Consider the following 22,340-nt stretch of genomic DNA (forward strand, 5'->3'; position numbering starts at 1 on the left):
CTTGAACGCGCACCGGCCAATCAGGCAAAGGTTTCGCACTCGGCCAGCGGCTTGCCGGCGACATCCTTGGCGGACAACAGGGGAGCGGCGCCGGCCAGCGGCCATTCGACGCCCACCGTCGGGTCGTTCCAGGCCAGGCTGCGCTCGAACTGCGGGGCGTAGTAGTCGGTGGTCTTGTACAGGAAATCGGCGGAGTCGCTGGTCACCAGGAAACCGTGGGCAAAGCCCGGCGGAATCCACAGCTGGCGATTGTTCTCTTCACTGAGTTCCACCCCCGCCCACTGGCCGAAGGTCGGGGACGATTTGCGCAGATCCACGACCGCGTCGAAGACGCTGCCGCGGGTGACCCGCACGAGCTTGCCCTGGGCCTGTTCGACCTGGTAGTGCAGGCCGCGCAGCACGCCCTTGCCCGAGCGGGAGTGGTTGTCCTGCACGAAAGTCACGTCAAGACCGGTGGCGTCCTGGAAGGCCTTGGCGTTGTAGCTTTCCATGAAGAAGCCGCGGGCGTCGCCGAACACTTTGGGTTCGAGGATCAAGAGGCCCGGGATGGCGGTTTCGATGACTTTCATCAGAACACCTTCTCTTCGATGATGCGCTGCAGGTATTGGCCGTAGCCGTTCTTGGCCAGCGGGGCGGCCAGTTTCTGCAGGTGTTCGGTGTTGATCCAGCCGGCGCGCCAGGCGATTTCTTCGGGGCAGGCGATCTTGAGGCCCTGGCGCTTTTCGATGGTCTGGATGAACAGGCTGGCTTCGAGCAGGCTTTCGTGGGTGCCGGTGTCGAGCCAGGCGTGGCCGCGGCCCATGACCTGCACGTCCAGCGCGTCCCATTCGAGGTACTGGCGGTTGACGTCGGTGATTTCGAGTTCACCGCGCACGCCGGGCTTGAGGTTCTTGGCCACGTCGACGACGCGGTTGTCGTAGAAGTAGAGGCCGGTGACGGCGTAGCGGCTCTTGGGCTGGGTGGGCTTTTCTTCGAGGCTGATGGCGCGGCCATCTTGGTCAAATTCGACGACGCCGTAGCGCTCGGGGTCGTGCACCGGGTAGGCGAAGACGGTGGCGCCGTCATTGCGGGCGCTGGAGGTGCGCAGGCTGGTGCCGAAGTCGTGGCCGTAGAAGAGGTTGTCGCCGAGGATCAGCGCGCTGGGGCCGTTGCCGACGAAGTCTTCGCCGATGATGAAGGCCTGGGCGAGGCCGTCCGGGCTGGGCTGGACGGCGTATTGCAGGTTGAGGCCCCACTGGTTGCCGTCGCCCAGCAGTTGCTGGAAGCGCGGGGTGTCCTGGGGGGTGGAGATGATGAGGATGTCGCGGATGCCGGCCAGCATGAGGGTGCTGAGCGGGTAGTAGATCATCGGTTTGTCGTAGACCGGGATGAGCTGCTTGGAGACGGCGAGGGTGGCCGGGTGCAGCCGGGTGCCGGATCCGCCGGCGAGGATGATGCCTTTGCGTTGCATGGTGGAGGCCTTTGTCGGTTATTTACAGAATCTCGTTCAGCATGCGTTCCACGCCCTGCTGCCACGGCGGCAAGACGAGGCCGAAGGCGGCCTGGAGCTTGTGCGTGGCCAGGCGCGAGTTGGCCGGGCGCTGCGCCGGGGTCGGGAAGGCGCTGGTCGGTACGGGCTGGATGGCGTCCGCGGCGACCTGGATCGGCACACCCCGGGCGCGGGCGAATTCGATGACGTGGCGGGCGTAGTCGTACCAGGTGGTTTCGCCCCCGGCGACGAGGTGGTAGGTGCCGGCCAGCGCCGGGTTGGCGAGGGTCAGGCGCGCGGCGTGGGCGGTGACGTCGGCGAGCAGTTCGGCGCCGGTGGGGGCGCCGTGCTGGTCGTTGATGACGGTCAGCCGGTCGCGTTCGGCGGCCAGCCTGAGCATGGTGCGGGCGAAGTTGCCGCCGCGGGCGGCGTACACCCAGCTGGTGCGGAAGATGAGGTGACGGCAGCCGCTGGCGCGGATGAGTTCTTCGCCTTCGAGCTTGGTGGCGCCGTACACCGACAGCGGGCCGGTGGGGGCGTCCTCATCCCTGGGGGCGCTGCCGCTGCCGTCGAAGACGTAGTCGGTGGAGTAATGCACGAGCAGCGCGCCGCAGGCGGCGGCTTCACGGGCGAGGACAAAGGGGGCCAGCGCGTTGAGGGCGCGGGCGAACTCCGGTTCGCTTTCGGCCTTGTCCACGGCGGTGTGGGCGGCGGCATTGACGATGAGATCGGGGGCCACGCTGCGCACGGTGGCGGCGAGGCTTTCCGGGTGGGCGAAGTCACCGGAGAGGCCGGGCGCGCCGTCGTGGTCGAGGGCCACGAGCTGACCCAGCGGGGCGAGGCTGCGCTGGAGTTCCCAGCCGACCTGGCCGTTCTTGCCGAGGAGAAGGATTTTCATGGGGAGCAGGAAATCGGGCGTAGGAAGTGGGGCCTGGGCGGGTGAGCGTGAGGGCGTTGCAGGGAGCATGTAGGACATGTGTAGGGGCGACTTCAGTCGCCCGCTTCTTCGTTGATTAACCACGGATGGGCGACTGAAGTCGCCCATCCGTGGCTACATGGCCATCCCTCAGGTGCGCCCCTCGTAGTTCTTTTCGACCCACTCGCGGTAGGCGCCGCTCAGCACCTGGGCGACCCAGTCCTGGTTGGCGAGGTACCACTCGACGGTTTTGCGGATGCCGGTTTCGAAGGTCTCAAACGGGCGCCAGCCGAGTTCGCGTTCTATCTTGCGGGCGTCGATGGCGTAGCGGCGGTCGTGGCCGGGGCGGTCGGTGACGTAGGTGATGAGCCGCGTGTAGCTGCCGGCCGGGTCGGGCTTGAGTTCGTCGAGCAGCGCGCAGAGGGTGTGCACGATTTCGATGTTCGGCTTTTCGTTCCAGCCGCCCACGTTGTAGACCTCGCCCGGGGTGCCGGTGGCGAGCACGGCGCGGATGGCGCTGCAGTGGTCGGTGACGAACAGCCAGTCGCGGATCTGCTGGCCGTCGCCATACACGGGCAGCGGCTTGCCGGCGAGCGCGTTGGCGATCATCAGCGGGATGAGCTTTTCCGGGAAGTGGTACGGGCCGTAGTTGTTGGAGCAGTTGCTGGTGGTGACCGGCAGGCCGTAGGTGTGGTGCCAGGCGCGCACGAGGTGGTCGGAGGCGGCCTTGCTGGCCGAGTACGGGCTGTTGGGCTCGTAGGTTTTGGTCTCGGTGAAGGCCGGATCATTGGGGCCGAGGGAGCCGTACACTTCGTCGGTGCTCACATGGTGGAAGCGGAAGGCGGCCTTGGCGTCGGCCTCGAGCGCGCTCCAGTAGCCGCGGGCAGCTTCGAGCAGCGTGAAGGTGCCGTTCACGTTGGTGCGGATGAAATCGCCGGGGCCATGGATCGAGCGATCGACGTGGCTTTCGGCGGCAAAGTGAACGATGGCGCGGGGGCGATGCTGCGCGAGCAGGCGGTCGATCAGTTCACGGTCGCAGATGTCGCCCTGCACAAAAATGTGGCGCGCATCGCCCTTGAGCGAGGCGAGGTTTTGCAGGTTGCCCGCGTAGGTGAGGGCATCCAGATTGACCACCGGCTCGTCGCTCACGCGAAGCCAGTCGAGTACGAAGTTTGCACCGATAAAGCCGGCGCCGCCGGTTACGAGAATCATGTGAGTCCTTGGATTAGCAGATCAGGCGCGTGCCTCGACGGAAGGGCCATTCAGAACGGCCCGCCACGCCCGGGAAGGCTGCAATTATGACATCCTGCCCCACACGGAATAAGGAACTATCGCAAACATCCGGGATGTCCGGCCAAAGAGTCAAATTTGGGCGGCGTGCTGCCGTTATTATGATTCAGCCTGTGTGACAAGCCTTTCGGCGCCACTGTAAAGTTGTTTTTCGGGGGGAGAGAATCCGGAAATGAAGGCATTCGCAGGGGAACAGTCGTCCAGCCTGCTGCGCGCGATCGTGGTGCCCACGCTCATTGCCTGTGTGCTGGCCACCGTGGTCGGATACTTCGCCATCAGCCGCATCGAACAGACGCATGACCAGGCCCGCGAAAGTGCCTTCCTGCTCGAGACGACCGAGATCACCCTCAGGATCGAAGAGCGTTTCAAGGCCTACCGCCAGGTGCTGCGTGGCGCGCGGGCATTGTTCGCCGCCTCGAAGGAAGTGAACCGCGAGGAGTGGCGGCAATACGTGACGGACCTGCGCCTGCATGCCGACTATGCAGGGATACAGGGCGTCGGCTTTGCGGTGCATATTCCGGCCAGCCAGCTGGCGAGCCACGAGCAGCACATCCGGGCCGAAGGTTTCCCCGACTACCGGGTCAGCCCGCCCGGCCCGCGTGATGAATACAGCGCCATCGTCTTTCTCGAACCCTTCGACTGGCGCAACCAGCGTGCCTTCGGCTATGACATGTTCTCCGAGCCAATCCGCCACGAAGCCATGGAGCGGGCCCGCTACCTTGGCGTGGCGGCCCTTTCCGCCAGGGTTCGGCTGGTGCAGGAGACCAGCACCGACATCCAGTCCGGCGTGCTTCTATACCTCCCGGTTTTCCGCAAGGAAACGCCCCTCGACACCCCTGCCCAGCGGGAGCGCGCCTTCATCGGCTGGGTGTTCAGCCCCTTCCGGCTGGGCGACCTGATCACCGGCACCCTCGGCGAATCGGAAAGCCGCATCCACATCCGGATCTTCGACGGTCACGACGAGACCCCCGACAATCTCCTCTTCGACAATCACCCGGATCGCGCCGCCGTCGCCAGCGCGCTCACCCGTCGCACCCTCCTCGAACTGGACAACCGGACCTGGACCCTGGTGTTCGACAGCACCGCCGGCTTCACCCTCAACCGCGAAGCCGTGCTGCTGGAGCAGGGCGCCGTGGTGCTGATCGGCGCCCTCTTCGTGCTGCTCACGGCCTCGTTCTTCGCGGCGCACAAGCGCGCCATCGCCCTCGACCGCGCGGGCGCCTCGCTGCGGACCAGCGAAACGCGTTACAGCACCCTGGTCAATCTGTCCCAGGACGGCATTGCCTCCCTCGATGCCGAGCTGCGCTTCACCTTCCTCAACCCGCGCCTCATTGCGATGCTCGGCTACCCGGACAGCGAACTCATCGGCAAGCGCATCGACAGCCTGTGGCCAGGCGAGAGGCCCTCGCGCAGCCGGGCGCTCTCCCGGCGCCTTCAAGAGGGTGAAACCGCCACCTACGAGCAGGAGCTGGTCAAGGCCGACGGCGAGCCCCTCACCGCCATCGTCACCGACGCCCCCCACTTCGACGCCCAAGGCCGCTTGCAAGGGGTCATCCTGACCATCACCGACATCTCCGAGCGCAAGGCATCGGAGCAGCGCATCCACTATCTGGCCACCCACGACGCGCTCACCGGGCTGGCCAACCGGGCCAAGTTCCTCGACCAGATGAACACCAGCCTGCTGATCGCCCGGCGCCACCACACGCGCTTCGCGCTGCTTTTTCTCGACCTCGACCGCTTCAAGGAAATCAACGACACCCTGGGCCACGCCGCCGGCGACCAGTTGCTGATCGCCGCAGCGGCGCGCATGCGCCAGGCGCTGCGCGCCAGCGACTTGCTGGCGCGCCAGGGCGGCGACGAGTTCATGATCCTGCTCCACGACATCCATTCCATGGAAGAAGCCCTCGGCGTAGCCGAAAAGATCCGCCTCGCCACCAACCAGCCCTTCATGCTCGACGGCACCGAGCGGCTGGTTTCGGTCAGCATCGGCATCGCCCTCTACCCCGAGCACGGCGAGGACATCGAAACCCTCACCCGCAACGCCGACGCGGCGATGTACCGCACCAAGACCACCGGACGCAACGGCGCCAGCGCCGCACCGGATACCGCAAGCCCGCACGATTAGAATCCCCGAGCCATCAACCGCCCTCACCCAGGAGACTGCATGTCCCGCCACACCAAGATTGTCGCCACCCTCGGCCCCGCCTCATCCGACATCGCCACCCTGGAACGCCTGGTGCAGTCGGGCGTGGATGTGGTGCGCCTTAACTTCTCCCACGGCACCGCGGCCGACCACATCCAGCGCGCGGCGCAAATCCGCGAAGCCGCCTTGCTGGCAAGCCGTCCGGTGGGCATCCTGGCCGACATGCAGGGCCCCAAGATTCGCGTCGGCAAGTTCGAAAACGGCAAGATCACGCTGCAAAAAGACACCGCCTTCATCCTCGATGCAAAGTGCGAACTCGGCAACGCCCAGCGCGCCGGGCTCGATTACAAGGACCTGCCCCGCGACGTCAAGAACGGCGACGTACTGCTCCTCGACGACGGCCGCCTCAAGCTGAGCGTCGAGCGCATCCTCGGCCACGAGATTTTCTGCCGCGTGATGGTGGGTGGCGAGCTTTCCAACAACAAGGGCATCAACCGCCAGGGCGGCGGCCTCACCGCACCGGCGCTCACCGCCAAGGACATGGACGACATCAAGACGGCCGCGCAGATCGGCGTCGATTTCGTCGCCATCTCGTTTCCGAAAAGCTCGGCCGACATGTACATGGCCCGCCAGCTGCTGCGCGCCGCCGGCAGCAGCGCCATCCTGATCGCCAAGATCGAACGCACCGAGGCCGTCGCCAACCTCGAAGAAATCCTCGACGCCTCCGACGGCATCATGGTGGCCCGCGGCGACCTGGCCGTCGAAGTCGGCGACGCCGCGGTGCCGGCGCTGCAAAAACGCATGATTCGCCTCGCCCGCGAACGCAACAAGCTGGCCATCACCGCCACCCAGATGATGGAATCCATGATCCACAGCCCGGTGCCCACCCGCGCCGAAGTCTCCGACGTGGCCAACGCCGTGCTCGACGGCACCGACGCCGTGATGCTGTCCGCCGAAACCGCCTCCGGCAAGTTTCCGGTCGAAGTGGTCGAATCCATGGCGCGCATCTGTCTCGAGGCCGAAAAATCCGCCGAAGTCACCATGGACCGCGACTTCCTCGACCGCGTGTTCACGCGCATCGACCAGTCCATCGCCATGGCCGCCATGTGGACGGCCTACCACCTCAAGGTCAAGGCCATCGCCTCCCTCACCCAAACCGGCTCGACCGCGCTGTGGATGAGCCGGCTCAACAGCGGCGTGCCGATCTACGCCCTCACCCCCGAAGTCTCCGCCCGCAACCAGATGACGCTCTACCGCGAGGTCTACCCGCTGCTCATGTCGCAAGTCCATGCCGACCGCGACGTCATGCTGTGGGAAGCCGAGCAGATCCTGCTCGAACAGGGCGTGGTCGACTACGGCGACCTCATCGTGCTCACCATCGGCGAACCCATCGGCTCGGCGGGCGGCACCAACACCATGAAGATCGTGCGGGTCGGCGAAACGCCCAGGCCGGGCCCCGTGTAAGGCCTTCCGGCAAGGCCGCCGTGCAACTCCTAACGCCGCGGGGCAAATCTTGCCCCTGCCGGCGCCCAGGGCGCATGCCGACACGCTAGAATCCGGGTTTTTACGTCTACCCCCGGCCGGGCTCCCGGCCATCCGGAGAAAAACCATGTCCCTCGTTTCCATGCGCCAGCTTCTCGACCACGCCGCCGAAAACGGCTATGGCCTGCCTGCGTTCAACGTCAACAACCTCGAACAAGTCCAGGCCATCATGGAAGCCGCTGCGGAAACCGACAGCCCGGTGATCATGCAAGCCAGTGCCGGCGCCCGCAAATACGCCGGCGAAGCCTTCCTGCGCCACCTCATCGACGCCGCCGTCGAAGCCTACCCGCACATCCCGGTGGTCATGCACCAGGACCACGGCCAGTCCCCCGCCATCTGCATGGGCGCCATCCGCTCCGGCTTCTCGTCGGTGATGATGGACGGCTCGCTCCTCGAAGACGGCAAGACCCCGTCCTCCTACGAATACAACGTCGACGTGACCCGCCGCGTGGTTGAAATGTCCCACGCCATCGGCGTCAGCGTCGAAGGCGAACTGGGCTGCCTCGGCTCCCTCGAAACCGGCCAGGCCGGCGAGGAAGACGGCATCGGCGCCGAAGGCGTGCTCGATCACTCGCAAATGCTCACCGACCCCGACCAGGCCGCCGACTTCGTCAAGCTCACCAACTGCGACGCCCTGGCCATCGCCATCGGCACCAGCCACGGCGCCTACAAGTTCAGCCGCAAGCCCACCGGCGACATCCTCGCCATCGAACGCATCAAGGCCATCAACGCCCGCATCCCCAACACCCACCTGGTCATGCACGGCTCCTCCAGCGTGCCGCAAGAGCTCCTCGAAATCATTCGCCAGTACGGCGGCGACATGAAGGAAACCTACGGCGTGCCCGTCGAGGAAATCGTCCAGGGCATCAAGTACGGCGTGCGCAAGATCAACATCGACACCGACATCCGCCTCGCGATGACCGGCGCGATCCGCAAGTACATGTTCGAAAACCCCTCCAAGTTCGACCCGCGCGACTACCTCAAGCCCGCCCGCGAAGCCGCCAAGCTGGTCTGCAAGGCCCGCTTCGAAGCCTTTGGCGCTGCCGGCAACGCCAGCAAGATCAAGCCGATCTCCCTGGACAAGATCGCCGCCGGCTACAAGAGCGGCGCACTGAACCAGATCGTCCGTTAAGCAGTCCCAGGTTCGAGGCACGGATTTTCCGTGCCCCGAACTTCCTGAAAGGCCCCCCCGATGGCAGCACCCTGGTTCGCGCTGTTCAGCGCCATTCCCTGGACCGACGTCATCACCCACGCCCCCACCGTCGCCAAGGGCGCAAAAAAACTCTGGCAAAAGGTTTCCAGCCGCAAGACCACCGACACGGAAACCCCCGGCGGCACCACGCTTGCCGACCCCGTCGCCAGCCCCGAGGCGCGCATATTCGCCCTTGAAACCCGCCTCGCCGAAATCGACGCCCGCCAGCAGGAAAGCGCCGAACTCCTCGCCGCCCTCGCCAGCCAGAACGCCGACCTCGTGCGCGCCGCCGAAGAACTCCGCCGCCGCGTGCGCACCCTCGGCATAGGGCTCGGCATCACCCTCGTGCTTGCCTTGGCAGCGCTCGCCGTCAGCTTCCTGCGCCCCTTCTGAGCGCGCCCGCGCGCTGCATCCCCTTGCCAGCCGGGCCGCCGTAACGGCAAGATGGCCGCCCGATCACGCTTGGCGCATTGCCCCATGACTCTGCCCGTCCACTTCACCGAGCACGCACAGCGCCAGGCCCTCAACGAAGAATTCCACGCCCGCCCGCCGGTGCCGCTGGAAAGCCCCCAGCTCATCAGCTACCTCGCCCTGTTCCATGAAGGCGAGCAGTCCGGCGCCGCGCTCCAGCACCTGATTGCCCTCGGCAAGCTCCTCAACCGGCCCATCGACGTGGAGGGCAGCCACAGCCTGATCGACTTCGGCAGCTTCCAGCTCAAGTGGGAGCTCCACAACGAATTCTCCAGCTACACCATCTTCCGCGCCGTGGCGCCCGGCGAAGGCCTGGACGACTCCACCTCCGCCCTCGCCGTGGTGCCCGCGGCCTGGCTCCAGAGCATTCCCGGCCAGCTCATCGTCGCCACCCACGTCGAACTGCGCAGCGCCGCCGAAATCACGCCGGAAAGCGTGATGGCCCGGCTCTCGCCCACTGGCCGGCAGATGGTCGGCGCCCGGGTCGCCGACGGTGCGGCCTGGGTATTCACCGACTTCTTGTTCGAAAACGGCTTCTCGCGCTTTCTGGTCATCGACGTCGCCCTCACCCGCCGCCAGGCCGGCCGCACCGTGCAGCGCCTCGTCGAAATCGAAACCTATCGCCTGATGGCCCTGCTGGCGTTTCCGGTGGCCAAGGAAGTGGGCCGCCGGCTGGGCGAATCCGAACGCCTGCTCGCCGAACTCATGGACCGCACCGGCTCGGCCCGCTCGCCGGAAGACGAGCGCAGCGTGCTCGCCGACCTCACCACGATGGCCGCGGAGGTCGAGCACTCCGTCGCCCGCACCACCTTCCGCTTCGGTGCCGCCCGGGCCTACCACAGCCTGGTCATGCAGCGCATCGACGAACTCCGCGAGGAGCGCATCTCGGGCCTGCCCACCTTCCACGAATTCATGGAACGGCGCCTGCTGCCGGCCATGCACACCTGCGAAACCATGGCCCGCCGCCAGGAAGACCTCTCCGGCCGGGTCGCCCGCAACAGCCAGCTCCTGCGCACCCGCGTCGAGGTGGAGCTGGAACGCCAGAACCAGGAACTGCTCGCCCAGATGAACCGGCGCGCCAAGCTCCAGCTCCACCTCCAGGAAACCGTCGAAGGCCTGTCGGTCGTCGCCATCACCTATTACGCCTCGCAACTCGTGCAATACCTGGCCAAGGGCGTAAAACACTACATCGAACCGCTCACCCCCGAAATCCTCACCGCGGCGGCGATCCCGCTCATCGCCCTGTTCGTGGCCATCGGCACGCGCAGGATGAGAAAGCACCTGGCGGCAGCCGAAGGCAGCAGCCACTGAGTACCCCAGCGCTCTTCGCCCCCACTCTTCACTTATAATCGCGTTTTGACCGTCGGACACCCAGACCGTGACCACTCCGCTCTTCGAATCCTCCATCCGCAGCCTGCCCCTCCTCGGTCGTGGCAAGGTGCGGGACATCTACGCCGTTGACGCCGACAAGCTGCTCATCGTCACCTCCGACCGCCTGTCGGCCTTCGACGTGATCCTGCCCGATCCGATTCCCCGCAAAGGTGAAGTGCTCACCGCGATGGCCGGCTTCTGGTTTGCCAGACTGGGCCACATCGTCCCCAACCAGCTCACCGGCATCGACCCCGAAACCGTCGTCGCCGCCGACGAGCGCGAACAGGTTCGCGGCCGCGCGCTGGTCGTCAAGCGCCTCACCCCGCTGCCCATCGAAGCCGTGGTGCGCGGCTACGTGATCGGCTCCGGCTGGAAGGACTACCAGGACACCGGCGCCATCTGCGGCATCAAGCTGCCGGCCGGCCTCAAGCAGGCGCAAAAGCTGCCCGCCCCGATCTTCACCCCGGCCAGCAAGGCCGAAGTCGGTGACCACGACGAGAACATCAGCTTCGAACAGGCCCAGGCCCACACCGATGCCGTCCTCGCCGAAGCGCTCAAGGGCACCGGCAAGACGGGCGCCCAGTTGGTCGTCGAAGCCCGCGACGCCGCAATCGCGCTGTACACCCAGGCCGCCGACTACGCCGCCACCCGCGGCATCATCATCGCCGACACCAAGTTCGAGTTCGGCATCGACGCCGCCGGCACCCTGCACCTGATCGACGAAGCCCTGACGCCGGACTCCTCCCGCTTCTGGCCCGCCGACAGCTACGCCGAAGGCATCAGCCCGCCGAGCTACGACAAGCAGTACGTGCGCGACTACCTCGAAACCCTCGACTGGGGCAAGGTCGCCCCCGGCCCGAAGCTGCCGGACGAAGTCCTCGCCCGCACTTCGGCCAAGTACATCGAGGCCTACGAGCACCTCACCGGCAACACGCTGTAAGCCGGGCCCCCGCGCCCAAAGCAAACAACCCGCCGCGGCGGGTTGTTCTTGTTTACGACCGGCGCCGGCTACGGCGCGGGTTCAGCCGATGTGGAACAGGTTCATCAGCGCCTGCCGCTCCTCGACCGATTCAGCCAGCACTTCGGCCAGACGCGCATCGTCCAGCCCGAAGGTTGCCGCCTTCGCCAGCCCGTGACGAAAATCCTCCTGCTCCGGCGAGAAGGGATTGCGCGTCTCCGCGATCAAGTTGGCCACGAAGACCACATCGGAGATGTTCTCCGGCGGCCACACCCCGCCGTACATTTCGGGATCATCCACCGCATCCACCAGCGCCTGCGGCATGTTCATCGCCGCCAGCACAGCCCGCCCGATGGGGGCATGCCAGATCCGCACGAGATCCGACAAGGGGCTCTCGTCGTGGAGCATTTCCGGGTATTCCCACACCCGGGCCAGCAGGAAGAACTGGCCGATGTCGTGCACCATGCCGGCGAAGAAGGCCGCGTCGCGGTCGAGCTTGGTACAGCGCCGCGCCAGCACGCAGGCCGTCGCCGCCACATCCACGCAGTGGGCCCACAACTTGCGGACAAGCGGCTGGAAGGGGCCGAGCACATCCCGGTGCATCAACTGCTCGGCGGCCACCGCCATCGCCAGCGCGCGCAGCTTGCCAAAGCCGATGCGCACCAGCGCCTTGGGCACGTCGCTCACCAGCCGCCCGCCCGGGTTGTACCAGGCAGAGTTGGCCAGCGCCACCGTGCGGGCCGCCAGCAGGGGCTCTGCCGACACCATGGCCGACATCCGCCCGAGGTCCATGTCCGGATCGTCCAGCGCCTCCAGCACCCGCATCGTCACTTCCATCGACGTGGGAAAACGCAACTCGCCCCGCTCGAGCTCCTGCGAGATTGCATGCAGAAACGCCTGCTCCGTCAGATTCAATGCCTTGTCAGTCACTCCAGCCCCCTATTGCGGTCCAACACTCGCTCCGACATTCCGACCCATCATTTCGCCCTGTCCGCAGCACAGGCGACACCCTGCGCAGAATTCGGCAAAATGAAACCATTCAACCGATCACTCCCGACTACGATGACCACGACCCCAGCCACTTCGCCCCTTCTCGAACTCTCAGGTCTGCCGCGCTTCGACGCGATCCAGCCGGCCCACGTGGAACCCGCCGTGCGCAGCCTCCTCGAGGCCCTGCGCGCCACCGTCGAACGCCTGCAGGACGACCCTGCCGCGCCCACCTGGGACAACTTCGTCGAGCCCATGGAGAACGACGGCGAGCGCCTCGGCCGCGCCTGGGGTGTTGCCGCGCACATGCACAGCGTGATGGACACACCCGAATGGCGCGAGGCCTACAACGCGATGCTGCCGGAGGTCACACGTTTTTACGCCGAATTAGGGCAAAACCTTAAGCTTTTCGAAAAATATAAAGCGATCCGGAACGACGCCGGGTTCGCCACCCTCAGCCCGGCCCGCCAGCGCATCATCGACAACGAGCTGCGCGGCTTCCGTCTCTCCGGCGCCGAACTCCCTGACGACCAGAAACCCCGCTTCCAGGCCATCCAGGAAGAAATGGCCAGCCTCGGCGCAAAGTTCTCCGAAAACATCCTCGACGCCACCAACGCCTACGCCCACATCGTCACCGACGAGGCCGAGATCAAAGGCCTGCCTGCCGACGACATCGCCGCGGCCCGCGAAGCCGCCGAGAAGGCCGGCATTGAAGGCTGGAAGTTCGGCCTCAAGATGCCCTCCTACCTGCCGGTGCTGCAATACGCCGACAAGCGCGCGCTGCGCGAAACCCTCTACCGCGCCTACGCCACCCGCGCCGCCGAAATCGACAACGGCTACAGCAAGCCCGAATGGAACAACGGCCCGCTGATCAACCAGATCCTCGCCCTGCGCGCCGAAGAAGCAAAAATGCTCGGCTACCGCCACTACGCCGACGTCTCCCTCGTGCCCAAGATGGCCGAATCCACCGAGCAGGTGCTCGGCTTCCTGCGCGAACTGGCCGTCAAGGCCAAGCCCTTCGCCGAGCGCGACCTCGCCGAACTCAAGGCCTTCGCCAAGGATGAACTCGGCCTCGACCCGCTCGAACCCTGGGATGTGGCTTATGTCTCCGAAAAGCTCCGTGTCGACCAGTACGCCTTCTCCGAGCAGGAAGTGAAGGAATACCTGCCCGAACCCAAGGTGCTGCAGGGTCTCTTCGGCGTCGTCGAAAAGCTCTACCAGGTAAACATCAAGCCCGACACCGGCCCCGTCTGGCACCCCGACGTGCGCTTTTTCCGCATTGAGCGCGACGGTGCGCTGATCGGCCAGTTCTACCTTGATCTCTACGCCCGCGACACCAAGAAGGGCGGCGCCTGGATGGATTCCGCCATCACCCGCCGGCGCGTCGCCAGCGGCATCGAAACGCCGGTCGCCTACCTCGTCTGCAACTTCCCCGGCCCGGTGGGCGGCAAGCCCGCCACCTTCAGCCACGACGACGTGATCACCCTCTTCCACGAAGCCGGCCACGGCCTGCACCACCTGCTCACCCGCGTCGACGACCTGGCGGTTTCCGGCATTCACGGCGTGGAATGGGACGCCGTGGAGCTGCCCAGCCAGTTCATGGAAAACTTCTGCTGGGAATGGGACGTGGTCCGCGAAATGACCGCCCACGCCGAAACCGGCGAACCCCTGCCGAAAGCACTTTTCGACAAGATGCTCGCCGCCAAGAACTTCCAGAGCGGCATGGGTACCGTGCGCCAGCTCGAGTTCTCGCTCTTCGACCTGCTGCTGCACATGGATTTCGACCCCGCCCACCAGCACGTGATGGATCTGCTGGCCGAAGTGCGCAAGGAAGTCGCGGTGATGGTTCCGCCCGCCTGGCACCGCTTCCCCAACAGCTTCAGCCACATCTTTGCCGGCGGCTACGCGGCGGGCTACTACAGCTACAAGTGGGCCGAAGTGCTCTCGGCCGACGCCTTCGCCGCCTTCGAGGAAAGCGGCCGCCCCAGGGGCAGCGTGCTCGACGCGGAAACCGGCGAGCGCTTCTGGAACGAAATCCTGGCCGTCGGCGGCAGCCGCCCGGCGCTGGAATCCTTCAAGGCTTTCCGCGGCCGCGAACCTCAGGTGGATGCCCTCTTGCGCCACAGCGGAATGGTGGCCGCGTCATGAGCCCGAACCGGCCGGGCCGGCTTGCCGGCCTCCCGCTGCTTCTTGTGCTGCTCACCGCCGCCCTTCCGGTGGCGGCGCAAACCGCCTATCGCTGGGTGGACAAGGATGGCCACGTGCAATACAGCGACCAGCCCCCGCCCCAGGAGGTCAAGAAGTTCGAGGAGCGCAAGGTGCAGCCCAACAGCGGCAACGCGCAGCTCCCCTTTGCCACCCGCAAGGCCGCCGAGACCTTCCCGGTCACGCTCTACAGCGGCCGGGATTGCGGCAAACCCTGCGACAACGGCCGCGCCCTCCTCGAAAAACGCGGCATCCCGTTCAGCGAAACAAAGCTCGAAACCGGCGACGACGTCGCCGCCTTCAAAACCCGCTTCGGCAAGGACCCCGTCGTCCCGAGCCTCATCGTCGGCCGCGAAATGGAAACCGGATTCGCAGCCACCGCGTGGAACGGGCTGCTCGACAAAGCGGGATATCCGGCCGCAAAGCGCTGAAGCGCGGCATGTGATCGACTGAAAAAATTTCGCCCCGACACGAACACGTGCCGGGGCGACTGGGCCGCACGCTTCAGCGCAAGCGTTGTGCGTTCGATGACTCTTCGTACCACGTCGGGCAGCGGCCCGACGCGCCAAGCCCGAGCGAGGAAAGCCGCGCGGAGCGGCTCCCTTCGGTGGTTTCCGCGATCCATGCCAGCACCGCCCTGAGCAATGCGCCGGGATGGAAATTCAAAGGCTTGATGTTCATGTCGGTGTCTCCGATTGTTGTTTTAAATTGAACGCCATCCATCTTCTCACCAGTAATACGGTATTACCGAGAAAAATTTCCTCGCCGCCAGCATATACCCCAAGCCCTGCGGCACGCCGGCAAATTACAAACTTCCTGTCATAAACCCGTCGGCGCCCCCTGGCTCCCGTCGAACTTCGCACGCCCGGAGTTTTTCATACCAAAACACCTGTTGATTTATTCAGTCATCATGATTTAAAGTCACCGGACACCATGCCGAGGACATCATGAAACCCAAAATCAATACCCTTGTCAGCCTCATCGCCAGCGCTCTCACCCTCGCTGCCTGCGGCGGCGGCGGCGGCGGATCAAGCGGGAGCACCACCGCGAACAACACGCAATCCTCTGCCAGCGTCAGCGCAAGCGCCATTTCCGGCACGGCCGCCGCCGGAGCCCCCATCGCCGGCACGGTCACCCTGCTCGACAGCCGCGGTACCCGCAAGACCGCGACAATCCAGACCGATGGCAGCTTCACCATCGACACCGCCGGCCTCCAGGGGCCTTTCCTTCTCCGCGCCACCGGCAGCGCAGCCGGCACGCCGGTCACGCTGCATGCTGCAGCCACCTCTGACGATCTCGGCCGGACCATCAACATCACCCCGCTTACCGACCTGATCGTCGCCAACATTGCCGGCGCGCCAGCCGCCAGCCTTTTCGACTCAGCACTCACCGACATCTCGGCCATCACCACCGGAGCCCTCGATCGCTCGCGGGACACCCTGACCCTCCGCCTGCGCCCGATCCTCGACGGCATGGGCGTCGCCGCCGGTTTCGATTTGCTGCGCAGCCCGTTCAAAGCCGACCACAGCGGCCTCGACGGCGCCCTCGATCTGCTCAAGGTCAGCGTCGACCAGGACAGGGGCCTGGCCACCATCACCAGCCGGGCATCCGGCCACAGCATCGTCGACCACCTGGGCAGCCTCTCGGACACCGACGCCCTGCCCCCTGTCGACGGCAGCGCCCTGAGGGCCGCCGTATCCGACCTGAACGCCATCTCCGCGGTCCTGGAGCAGTTCAACACCGCCCTCCGGAACGGCCCACCCAGCGGCAGCCAGCTGGAAGCCCTGACCGCCCTGTTCGACAGCGACTTCCTGGATTCCGGCCTGCCCCTGGCGGTGGTCCTGAGCAGCGAATACCTGCTGAGCTCCGAGCTAAGCGACATGTCTTACACCAACCCCGTCATCGTCTTCCGTAGCACCGATGGCAACACAATCCGCATCCGTTGCCGCCTGACAGTCCCCGGCACCTTCGTCGACGACCACGCCGCCACCCTGACTTTCCGCAAAAATGCAGGCGGTCGCTGGCTGATCCAGGGCAACCGGCAAATCGGAGGCATCGCCCCCAACATCGTCAGCGTGCGCGAAATGCAGCCCGGCGGTGCTTACACGTACCAGCGCTACGTCGAATTCTGGATCGACTCACCTGCCAAGCTGGGCGCATCCCGCGCCGTGCTGCAAGGGCCAGGGCTCCCAAGCATTTCAACGGGCATTCCCGGCCTGGAGACGGTGGAGGGGATTGTGCTGCGCCGAACCTCCTTCATGTACACCCCGGAAATGTTCGCCCCCGCCGACGAGCCTGACTACGCCAGCGAAGTTCACTTGCCCATGTGCGCCGACCAGCCCGCCAGCCGCACACGTTGCCTGGACGAATCCCGCCTCCAGGCACACAGCGTCTACACGGTCACCTTCCTGGATAGCAATAATCGAATCATCGGCGAGCCTGCCAGCACCTCCCTCGCAGCCCCGCCCCTGAGCGCAGCGCAGATGGCCGCCACGCCGGAAAAATGGTTTGCGAGCTTCACCAGCCTCAACCCCGCCACCCGCGCCGAGCTACAAACCGCAAGCAACATCTCGGCAAGCTGGACCCTTCCCACCAGTGCCGGCTTCGCGGCTTCATATCTCGACATCTTCGGGGACGGGATGTTCGAGGAGACAGACCTCGCTCCAGGCGCCACCAGCTGGAGCCTGGGCCGCGGAATCGGCCTCACCGCAGCAGTGCGAGATGCGCAGATCTCCGTCACGGTGAAGGCCAGCGGCGGGCGAGAATTCACCACCGTCCGCCATTACCCCTGAGATCCGGCAGACACCGCGTCGCGGCGCCGGTTTGCCACCACGCCGCGACCCATCCAACGCCCAACACGGCACGCCGGCAACGTCGTTGCTACACACACCATCCGTTTAAATACGGCGGAGGCGAGGCCGGAGCAAGCCGCGGATTCAGGGGTTATCATTGGCCGCCACGTCAGCCACCCAGATAAACGCATGAAAATCGCCACCTGGAACGTCAACTCCCTCAAGGTCCGCCTCCCCCACGTCCTCGACTGGCTTGCGGCCAACCAGCCGGATGCCCTGTGCCTGCAGGAACTAAAGTGCGAGAACAAGGCTTTTCCGCTGGCCGAGATCGAAGCTGCCGGTTACCAGGCCGTGTTCAGCGGACAAAAAACCTACAACGGCGTGGCCATCCTGAGCAGGAAGCCGCTGGTCGATGTGAGCCATGACATTCCCGGCTTTGCCGACGAGCAGAAACGCATCATCGCCGGCACCCTCGACGGGGTGCGTATTGTTTGCGGCTACTTCCCCAACGGCCAGGCCGTCGGCTCCGAAAAATTCGCCTACAAGCTGGCCTGGCTGGAGGCGCTCACCAACTGGCTGCGCGCCGAACTGCAGGTCACGCCCCGGCTGGTATTGGCGGGCGACTACAACGTTGCCCCGGAAGACCGCGACGCCCACCCCGACTGGAAAGACGAGATCCACGTATCCCAGCCCGAGCGCGACGCCTTCAAGGCCCTGATCGGCCTTGGCCTCACCGACGCCTTCCGTCTGTTCGAGCAGCCCGAGCGCAGTTTTTCGTGGTGGGATTACCGCATGGGCGCCTTCCGCCGCAACTTTGGCCTGCGCATCGACCACCTGCTGCTGTCGGCCCCGCTGGCCGAAAAATGCACGGCCTGCTACACCGACAAGGAGCCACGCAAGCTCGAGCGCCCCTCCGACCACACGCCGGTGATCGTCGAGATAGCTGAATCCTGACAGCCGCACCATGACGCGCTCGCCCGCCGGCTGCGATGCCCTCATCGCCCTCTACCCCATCCTCGCCGCACTGCCCGGGGCGGCGCGCCTGCGCCTGGGCGAGCGGGCACATTTAATGAGGCTGCCGGCCGGCACGACGGTCTTCGACGAACGCCAGGCCTGTCAGGGCTTTCCTTTTGTTTTGACGGGCAGCATCCGGGTTTTCAAGGCCGCCCCCAGCGGGCGCGAACTGCCGCTCTACCGGGTCGCGCCGGGCGAAACCTGCGTCATTTCATCGGCCTGCCTGCTCGGCCAGACGCCCTACAACGCCCGCGGCGTCACCGAATCCGAAACCACGCTGCTGGTTTTGCCGAACGCCGATTTCCAGGCCCTGCTGGCCGAGCCGACGTTCCGCGATTTCATTTTCCAGTTGTTCTCCGAACGCATCGCCGAGCTGATGCAGCTCATCGAGGAAGTGGCCTTCCGCAAGCTCGATCAGCGCCTCGCCGCCCTGCTCCTGGGCAAGGGCCAGCGCCTGCATACCACCCACCAGCACCTGGCCGACGAACTGGGCAGCGTTAGAGAGATCGTCAGCCGCCTGCTCAAGGGCTTTGCGGCACAAGGGCTGGTGGCCCTGTCGCGGGAGCAGGTGGAAATCCTCGACGCCGCCGGCCTGCGCCGGGTGGCGGCCGGCTGAACAGCCGCTGTGTAACCAAAGTTACAGACGGCGCATATCAGCAAGCGCTTAAATACGCCTGCTCAACAGATCAATGCGCCAGGAGGCCACCATGAAAAAGAATGTAGGCGGTATCGACAAGATTTTGCGCATCGGCGCCGGTGTGGCCCTTGTGGCCTGGGCGGCGCTCGGTGGCCCGGCGTGGGCCTGGATCGGCGTGGTGCCGCTCGCCACCGGCCTCACCGGCTTCTGCCCGGTGTACCCGCTGCTGGGCATGAACAGCTGCCCGATCCGGAAGGATTGATCGCCTTTCCGGCATACGGAAGGACGGCACGGCCCCTTCCCGTGTCAGCCACAAAAAATCCGGAACCCAAACAGGTTCCGGATTTTTTTATGGCGGGCCACCAGGGGGCGCGGGCTTACATCAGGAAGATGGTTGCCAACCCCAGAAAAATGAAGAAACCGCCTGAATCGGTGGCGGCGGTGATGATCACACTGGAGCCGACCGCCGGATCCTGACCGAGACGGCTGCGGATCATGGGCGCCATGACGCCGACCAGGGCGGCCAGAAGCAGGTTGAGGGTGGTCGCAGCGGTCATGACCGCACCCAGCTCGGCGCTGCCATAAAGCACCCAGGCCAGCACACCGAGCAGGCTGCCCCACACCAGGCCGTTGATCAGCGCAACGCCCATTTCCTTTTTCAGGAGGCGCGTCAGGGCGTCATCCTGGACCTGGCCCATGGCGATGCCACGCACGATCATGGTGATCGTCTGGTTACCCGAGTTGCCGCCAATGCCGGCGACGATGGGCATCAGCGCGGCCAGCGCGACCAGCTTTTCGATGGAGTCTTCGAAAGCGCCGATGACCCGGCTGGCGATGAAGGCGGTGACGAGATTGACGGCCAGCCAGGCCCAGCGGTTTTTCACCGAATCCCATACCGGCGCGAAGATATCTTCGCCCTCTTTCAGACCGGCCTGGTTGAGCAGTTCGCTTTCGGTTTCTTCACGGATGAAGTCCACCACCGTGGCCACGGTGACGCGCCCGACCAGCTTGCGGTGGTAATCCACCACGGGGGCCGACACGAGGTCGTAGCGCTCGAAGGCCTGGGCGGCGGTTTCGGCTTCGTCCGAGGGTTCGAGGGTGAGGGTGTCGGTGAGCATGATTTCGCTCACCTCGGTGTCCTGGTCGTTGATCAGCAGCCGGTTGATCGGCAGCACGCCGCGCAGGTGTTCGTCCCGGTCGACGACAAAAAGCTGGTCAGTGTGGTCGGGCAGTTCGTCGAAGCGGCGCAGGTAGCGCAGCACGACTTCGAGGGTAACGTCCTCGCGCACGGTGACCATCTCGAAATCCATCAGTGCGCCGACCGAATCCTCGGGGTAGGACATGGCGGCGCGGAGTTGCTCGCGCTCTTCCGGGTCGAGGCCCTGGTAGACCGCCTCCATCACCTCATGGGGCAGATCGGGGGCGAGGTCGGCGAGTTCGTCGGCGTCGAGTTGCTCGGCCGCGGCCCGCAGCGAGGCCGGGTCCATCGACTCGATGAGGGACTCCCGCACCGCGTCGGAGACTTCGAGAAGAATTTCGCCGTCCCGTTCGGCCTTGACCAGATCCCAGACGAACAGGCGTTCTGTAACCGGCAGCGCTTCGAGAATGTGGGCGACGTCAGCCGAGTGGAGGCTGTCGAGCTTGTGGGTCAGCTCGTGGATGTGCTGCTTGTGGACCAGGTTTTCGACCAGGTCGTGCTTGGGCATTTCCTGGCGATGGACGAGATCCTCCACCAGCTTGTGGCGGGCGAGCAGGTGCTGGATCTCGCGCAGGTGGCTGTCGAGATCATCGTGTTGCTGGAGGTCGTCGGCTTCGGCCATGGTCGGGCATCCCGTGTGGCGGCGGGGCGCCGGGCGGCGCGCCGGGGCGGATTCTACGGCCTTTGCTGCGCCGCGGCGACCCGCAATTGAGCCCGATCGCCGGGCTTTTTTGTCAGGGCCAGGCGCGGGCGCCGAACATCATGCGCTTGGCGACGAAATGACGTGCCGGCGGGATCAGGTCGAGGGCCAGCAGACCGGCGCCACGGGCGTGGAGCAGCGGGCCCACGGCGTTGCTGAACAGCCGCACGAGGCCGTCGGTGAAGCGGATCGTGCCCTGGCGGTCGAGGCTGCGTTCGCGGGCGTAGGTGGCGAGGGTGTCGGCTGCGCCCGGGTCGCCGCCGGCCTTCAGCAGCACCTGGGCGCAGGCCCACACGTCGCGCAGGGCCAGGTTGTAACCCTGGCCGGCAACCGGGTGCAAAGTTTGGGCGGCGTTGCCGAGCCACACCGTGCGCTGGCCGACCGGGTTGGGGCGGTAACGCAGCTTGAGCGGATAGCAGGCTCGCGGGCCAACGGAGGCAAAGCGCAGGCGGTCGCCGAAATGGCTTTGCAGCCGGGCGAGGTAGGCGTCGTCGTCCAGGGCCATCAGCGCGTCGGCCTCGGCGGGGCTGGCGGTGTGCACGATGGCGCAATCGCGGCCGCACGGCAGCACGGCCAGCGGGCCCTGCGGGGTGAAACGCTCCCAGGCGCGGCCGCCGTGGGGGGTGGCCGGGGTGGCGACGCTGATGACGGCACACTGCCCGTAGTCGCGCTCGACGAGGGCCGTGTCGTCGTCGCCGGCGATGGCGCCTTCGGCGCAGGCGGCAAGGCGGGCCGACAGGTGGGTGCCGTCGTCGAGGCTGATGAGCACGTCGTCGACGCCGGCCGCGAGGCCGCTCACCGTGGCGTGGTCGCGCACCGGAATGCCGGCTGCGGCGATGGCATCGTCGAGTGCGGCGGCCAGATCGCCGGCGGCCACCACGTAGCCGAGGGCGGGCTGGCCGTATTCGCTGGCGCGCAGCACGCTGCGGCCAAGGCCGCCCTGGTGGGAAATATGGATGGTTTCGATGGCCGTTGCCGGCAGGCGGGCCCAGATGCCGAGGCGCTCCAGTGTCAGCCTGCTGCCGTGGGACAGGGCCAGCACCCGCGGGTCGTGGCGGGCGGCGCCGCGCGCGCGGGCGTCGAGCAGGATGATGTCGAGACCGGAATCCTTGAGCGCAAGGGCCAGGGTCATGCCCACCGGGCCGGCGCCGACGATGGCGATGTCGTGTCTTTCCATCTCAGCGCTCAGCCATCACGGCTTCGATGTCGGCAACGCTCTTGGGCGTGGCGATGGTGATGATGTCGCAGCCCGTGTCGGTGACGAGGGCGTCGTCCTCGATGCGGATGCCGATGTTCCAGAAGGCTTCCGGCACGCCGTCGGCGGGGCGGATGTAGGCGCCGGGCTCGACGGTCAGCACGTTGCCGGCCGCAAGCAGGCGCCATTCGCCGGCGAGCTTGTATTCGCCGGCGTCGTGCACGTCGAGGCCCAGCCAGTGGCCGGTGCGGTGCATGTAGA

General features: G+C 65.9%; 21 protein-coding genes. 12 read left to right on the forward strand and 9 right to left on the reverse strand.

The window, feature by feature from the left end:
• Positions 1-20: 20 nt before the first annotated feature.
• The 4 genes from rfbC to rfbB form a co-directional block, all read right to left on the reverse strand.
• Positions 21-569 carry a dTDP-4-dehydrorhamnose 3,5-epimerase gene (rfbC, locus tag Q1W26_RS21355; RefSeq protein WP_300444943.1) on the reverse strand — a complete coding sequence of 183 codons (549 nt, stop codon included), beginning with the start codon at positions 567-569 and terminating at the stop codon, positions 21-23.
• The gene (gene rfbA / locus Q1W26_RS21360; protein ID WP_300444945.1) at positions 569-1,450 is read right to left on the reverse strand and encodes a glucose-1-phosphate thymidylyltransferase RfbA; all 882 of its coding nucleotides are present in this window, start codon (positions 1,448-1,450) and stop codon (positions 569-571) included. The genes rfbC and rfbA overlap by 1 nt, the downstream gene beginning before the upstream one ends.
• A 22-nt stretch (positions 1,451-1,472) precedes the next feature.
• Positions 1,473-2,366 (reverse strand): dTDP-4-dehydrorhamnose reductase, encoded by an 894-nt coding sequence (gene rfbD, locus Q1W26_RS21365; protein WP_300444948.1) that lies wholly within the window; start codon positions 2,364-2,366, stop codon positions 1,473-1,475.
• Between the two features lie 168 nt (positions 2,367-2,534).
• Positions 2,535-3,596: a dTDP-glucose 4,6-dehydratase gene (gene rfbB / locus Q1W26_RS21370; RefSeq protein WP_300444951.1), complete on the reverse strand. Its 1,062-nt coding sequence runs from the start codon at positions 3,594-3,596 to the stop codon at positions 2,535-2,537.
• A 250-nt stretch (positions 3,597-3,846) separates the two neighbouring features.
• On the opposite strand from rfbB, the gene Q1W26_RS21375 reads away from it, so the two are divergent.
• The 6 genes from Q1W26_RS21375 (at position 3,847) to Q1W26_RS21400 (ending at position 11,333) form a co-directional block, all read left to right on the forward strand.
• Positions 3,847-5,799, forward strand: coding sequence for a CHASE domain-containing protein (locus Q1W26_RS21375; protein WP_300444954.1), 1,953 nt, complete (start codon positions 3,847-3,849; stop codon positions 5,797-5,799).
• 39 nt (positions 5,800-5,838) lie between these two features.
• The gene (gene pyk, locus Q1W26_RS21380) at positions 5,839-7,281 is read left to right on the forward strand and encodes a pyruvate kinase (protein WP_300444957.1); all 1,443 of its coding nucleotides are present in this window, start codon (positions 5,839-5,841) and stop codon (positions 7,279-7,281) included.
• A 145-nt stretch (positions 7,282-7,426) separates the two neighbouring features.
• Positions 7,427-8,491 carry a class II fructose-bisphosphate aldolase gene (gene fba, locus Q1W26_RS21385; protein WP_300444960.1) on the forward strand — a complete coding sequence of 355 codons (1,065 nt, stop codon included), beginning with the start codon at positions 7,427-7,429 and terminating at the stop codon, positions 8,489-8,491.
• A gap of 60 nt (positions 8,492-8,551) precedes the next feature.
• Positions 8,552-8,944: a hypothetical protein gene (locus Q1W26_RS21390; protein WP_300444963.1), complete on the forward strand. Its 393-nt coding sequence runs from the start codon at positions 8,552-8,554 to the stop codon at positions 8,942-8,944.
• A gap of 84 nt (positions 8,945-9,028) precedes the next feature.
• Positions 9,029-10,333, forward strand: coding sequence for a DUF3422 domain-containing protein (locus Q1W26_RS21395; protein WP_300444966.1), 1,305 nt, complete (start codon positions 9,029-9,031; stop codon positions 10,331-10,333).
• A gap of 67 nt (positions 10,334-10,400) precedes the next feature.
• Positions 10,401-11,333 carry a phosphoribosylaminoimidazolesuccinocarboxamide synthase gene (locus Q1W26_RS21400; protein WP_300444970.1) on the forward strand — a complete coding sequence of 311 codons (933 nt, stop codon included), beginning with the start codon at positions 10,401-10,403 and terminating at the stop codon, positions 11,331-11,333.
• Positions 11,334-11,414: 81 nt separating this feature from the next.
• Here Q1W26_RS21400 and Q1W26_RS21405 read toward each other — a convergent pair whose 3' ends face one another.
• A complete protein-coding gene (locus tag Q1W26_RS21405) occupies positions 11,415-12,281 on the reverse strand; it encodes an HDOD domain-containing protein (protein ID WP_300444973.1) in 867 nt (288 codons plus the stop codon).
• Positions 12,282-12,413: 132 nt separating this feature from the next.
• Here Q1W26_RS21405 and Q1W26_RS21410 point away from each other — a divergent pair, with 132 nt between their 5' ends.
• A complete protein-coding gene (locus tag Q1W26_RS21410) occupies positions 12,414-14,486 on the forward strand; it encodes a M3 family metallopeptidase (protein ID WP_300444975.1) in 2,073 nt (690 codons plus the stop codon).
• The gene (locus Q1W26_RS21415; RefSeq protein ID WP_300444977.1) at positions 14,483-14,974 is read left to right on the forward strand and encodes a DUF4124 domain-containing protein; all 492 of its coding nucleotides are present in this window, start codon (positions 14,483-14,485) and stop codon (positions 14,972-14,974) included. Before Q1W26_RS21410 ends, Q1W26_RS21415 begins: the two co-directional genes overlap by 4 nt.
• A 73-nt stretch (positions 14,975-15,047) precedes the next feature.
• Here Q1W26_RS21415 and Q1W26_RS21420 read toward each other — a convergent pair whose 3' ends face one another.
• On the reverse strand, positions 15,048-15,224 hold the full coding sequence (locus Q1W26_RS21420) for a hypothetical protein (protein ID WP_300444980.1): 177 nt from the start codon (positions 15,222-15,224) through the stop codon (positions 15,048-15,050).
• Positions 15,225-15,490: 266 nt separating this feature from the next.
• On the opposite strand from Q1W26_RS21420, the gene Q1W26_RS21425 reads away from it, so the two are divergent.
• From Q1W26_RS21425 to Q1W26_RS21440, 4 genes are all read left to right on the forward strand, one after another.
• Entirely contained in the window at positions 15,491-17,335 is a 1,845-nt protein-coding gene (locus tag Q1W26_RS21425) for a hypothetical protein (protein ID WP_300444983.1), read from the forward strand.
• Between the two features lie 189 nt (positions 17,336-17,524).
• Positions 17,525-18,289, forward strand: a complete 765-nt coding sequence (xth, locus tag Q1W26_RS21430; protein WP_300444986.1) for an exodeoxyribonuclease III — start codon at positions 17,525-17,527, stop codon at positions 18,287-18,289.
• Positions 18,290-18,299: 10 nt separating this feature from the next.
• Positions 18,300-18,965, forward strand: a complete 666-nt coding sequence (locus tag Q1W26_RS21435) for a Crp/Fnr family transcriptional regulator (RefSeq protein WP_300444988.1) — start codon at positions 18,300-18,302, stop codon at positions 18,963-18,965.
• A 91-nt stretch (positions 18,966-19,056) separates the two neighbouring features.
• A complete protein-coding gene (locus tag Q1W26_RS21440; RefSeq protein WP_300444991.1) occupies positions 19,057-19,248 on the forward strand; it encodes a DUF2892 domain-containing protein in 192 nt (63 codons plus the stop codon).
• 115 nt (positions 19,249-19,363) lie between these two features.
• On the opposite strand, the gene mgtE is transcribed toward Q1W26_RS21440, so the two are convergent.
• From mgtE to Q1W26_RS21455, 3 genes are all read right to left on the reverse strand, one after another.
• Positions 19,364-20,806 (reverse strand): magnesium transporter, encoded by a 1,443-nt coding sequence (gene mgtE / locus Q1W26_RS21445; RefSeq protein WP_300444994.1) that lies wholly within the window; start codon positions 20,804-20,806, stop codon positions 19,364-19,366.
• 112 nt (positions 20,807-20,918) lie between these two features.
• Positions 20,919-22,061 (reverse strand): FAD-dependent monooxygenase, encoded by a 1,143-nt coding sequence (locus Q1W26_RS21450; protein ID WP_300444996.1) that lies wholly within the window; start codon positions 22,059-22,061, stop codon positions 20,919-20,921.
• A 1-nt stretch (position 22,062) separates the two neighbouring features.
• On the reverse strand, positions 22,063-22,340 hold a 278-nt coding region (locus Q1W26_RS21455; protein WP_300444998.1), incomplete at its 5' end, for a M24 family metallopeptidase.

Source organism: Zoogloea sp., from assembly GCF_030157465.1.
Taxonomy (GTDB): domain Bacteria; phylum Pseudomonadota; class Gammaproteobacteria; order Burkholderiales; family Rhodocyclaceae; genus Zoogloea.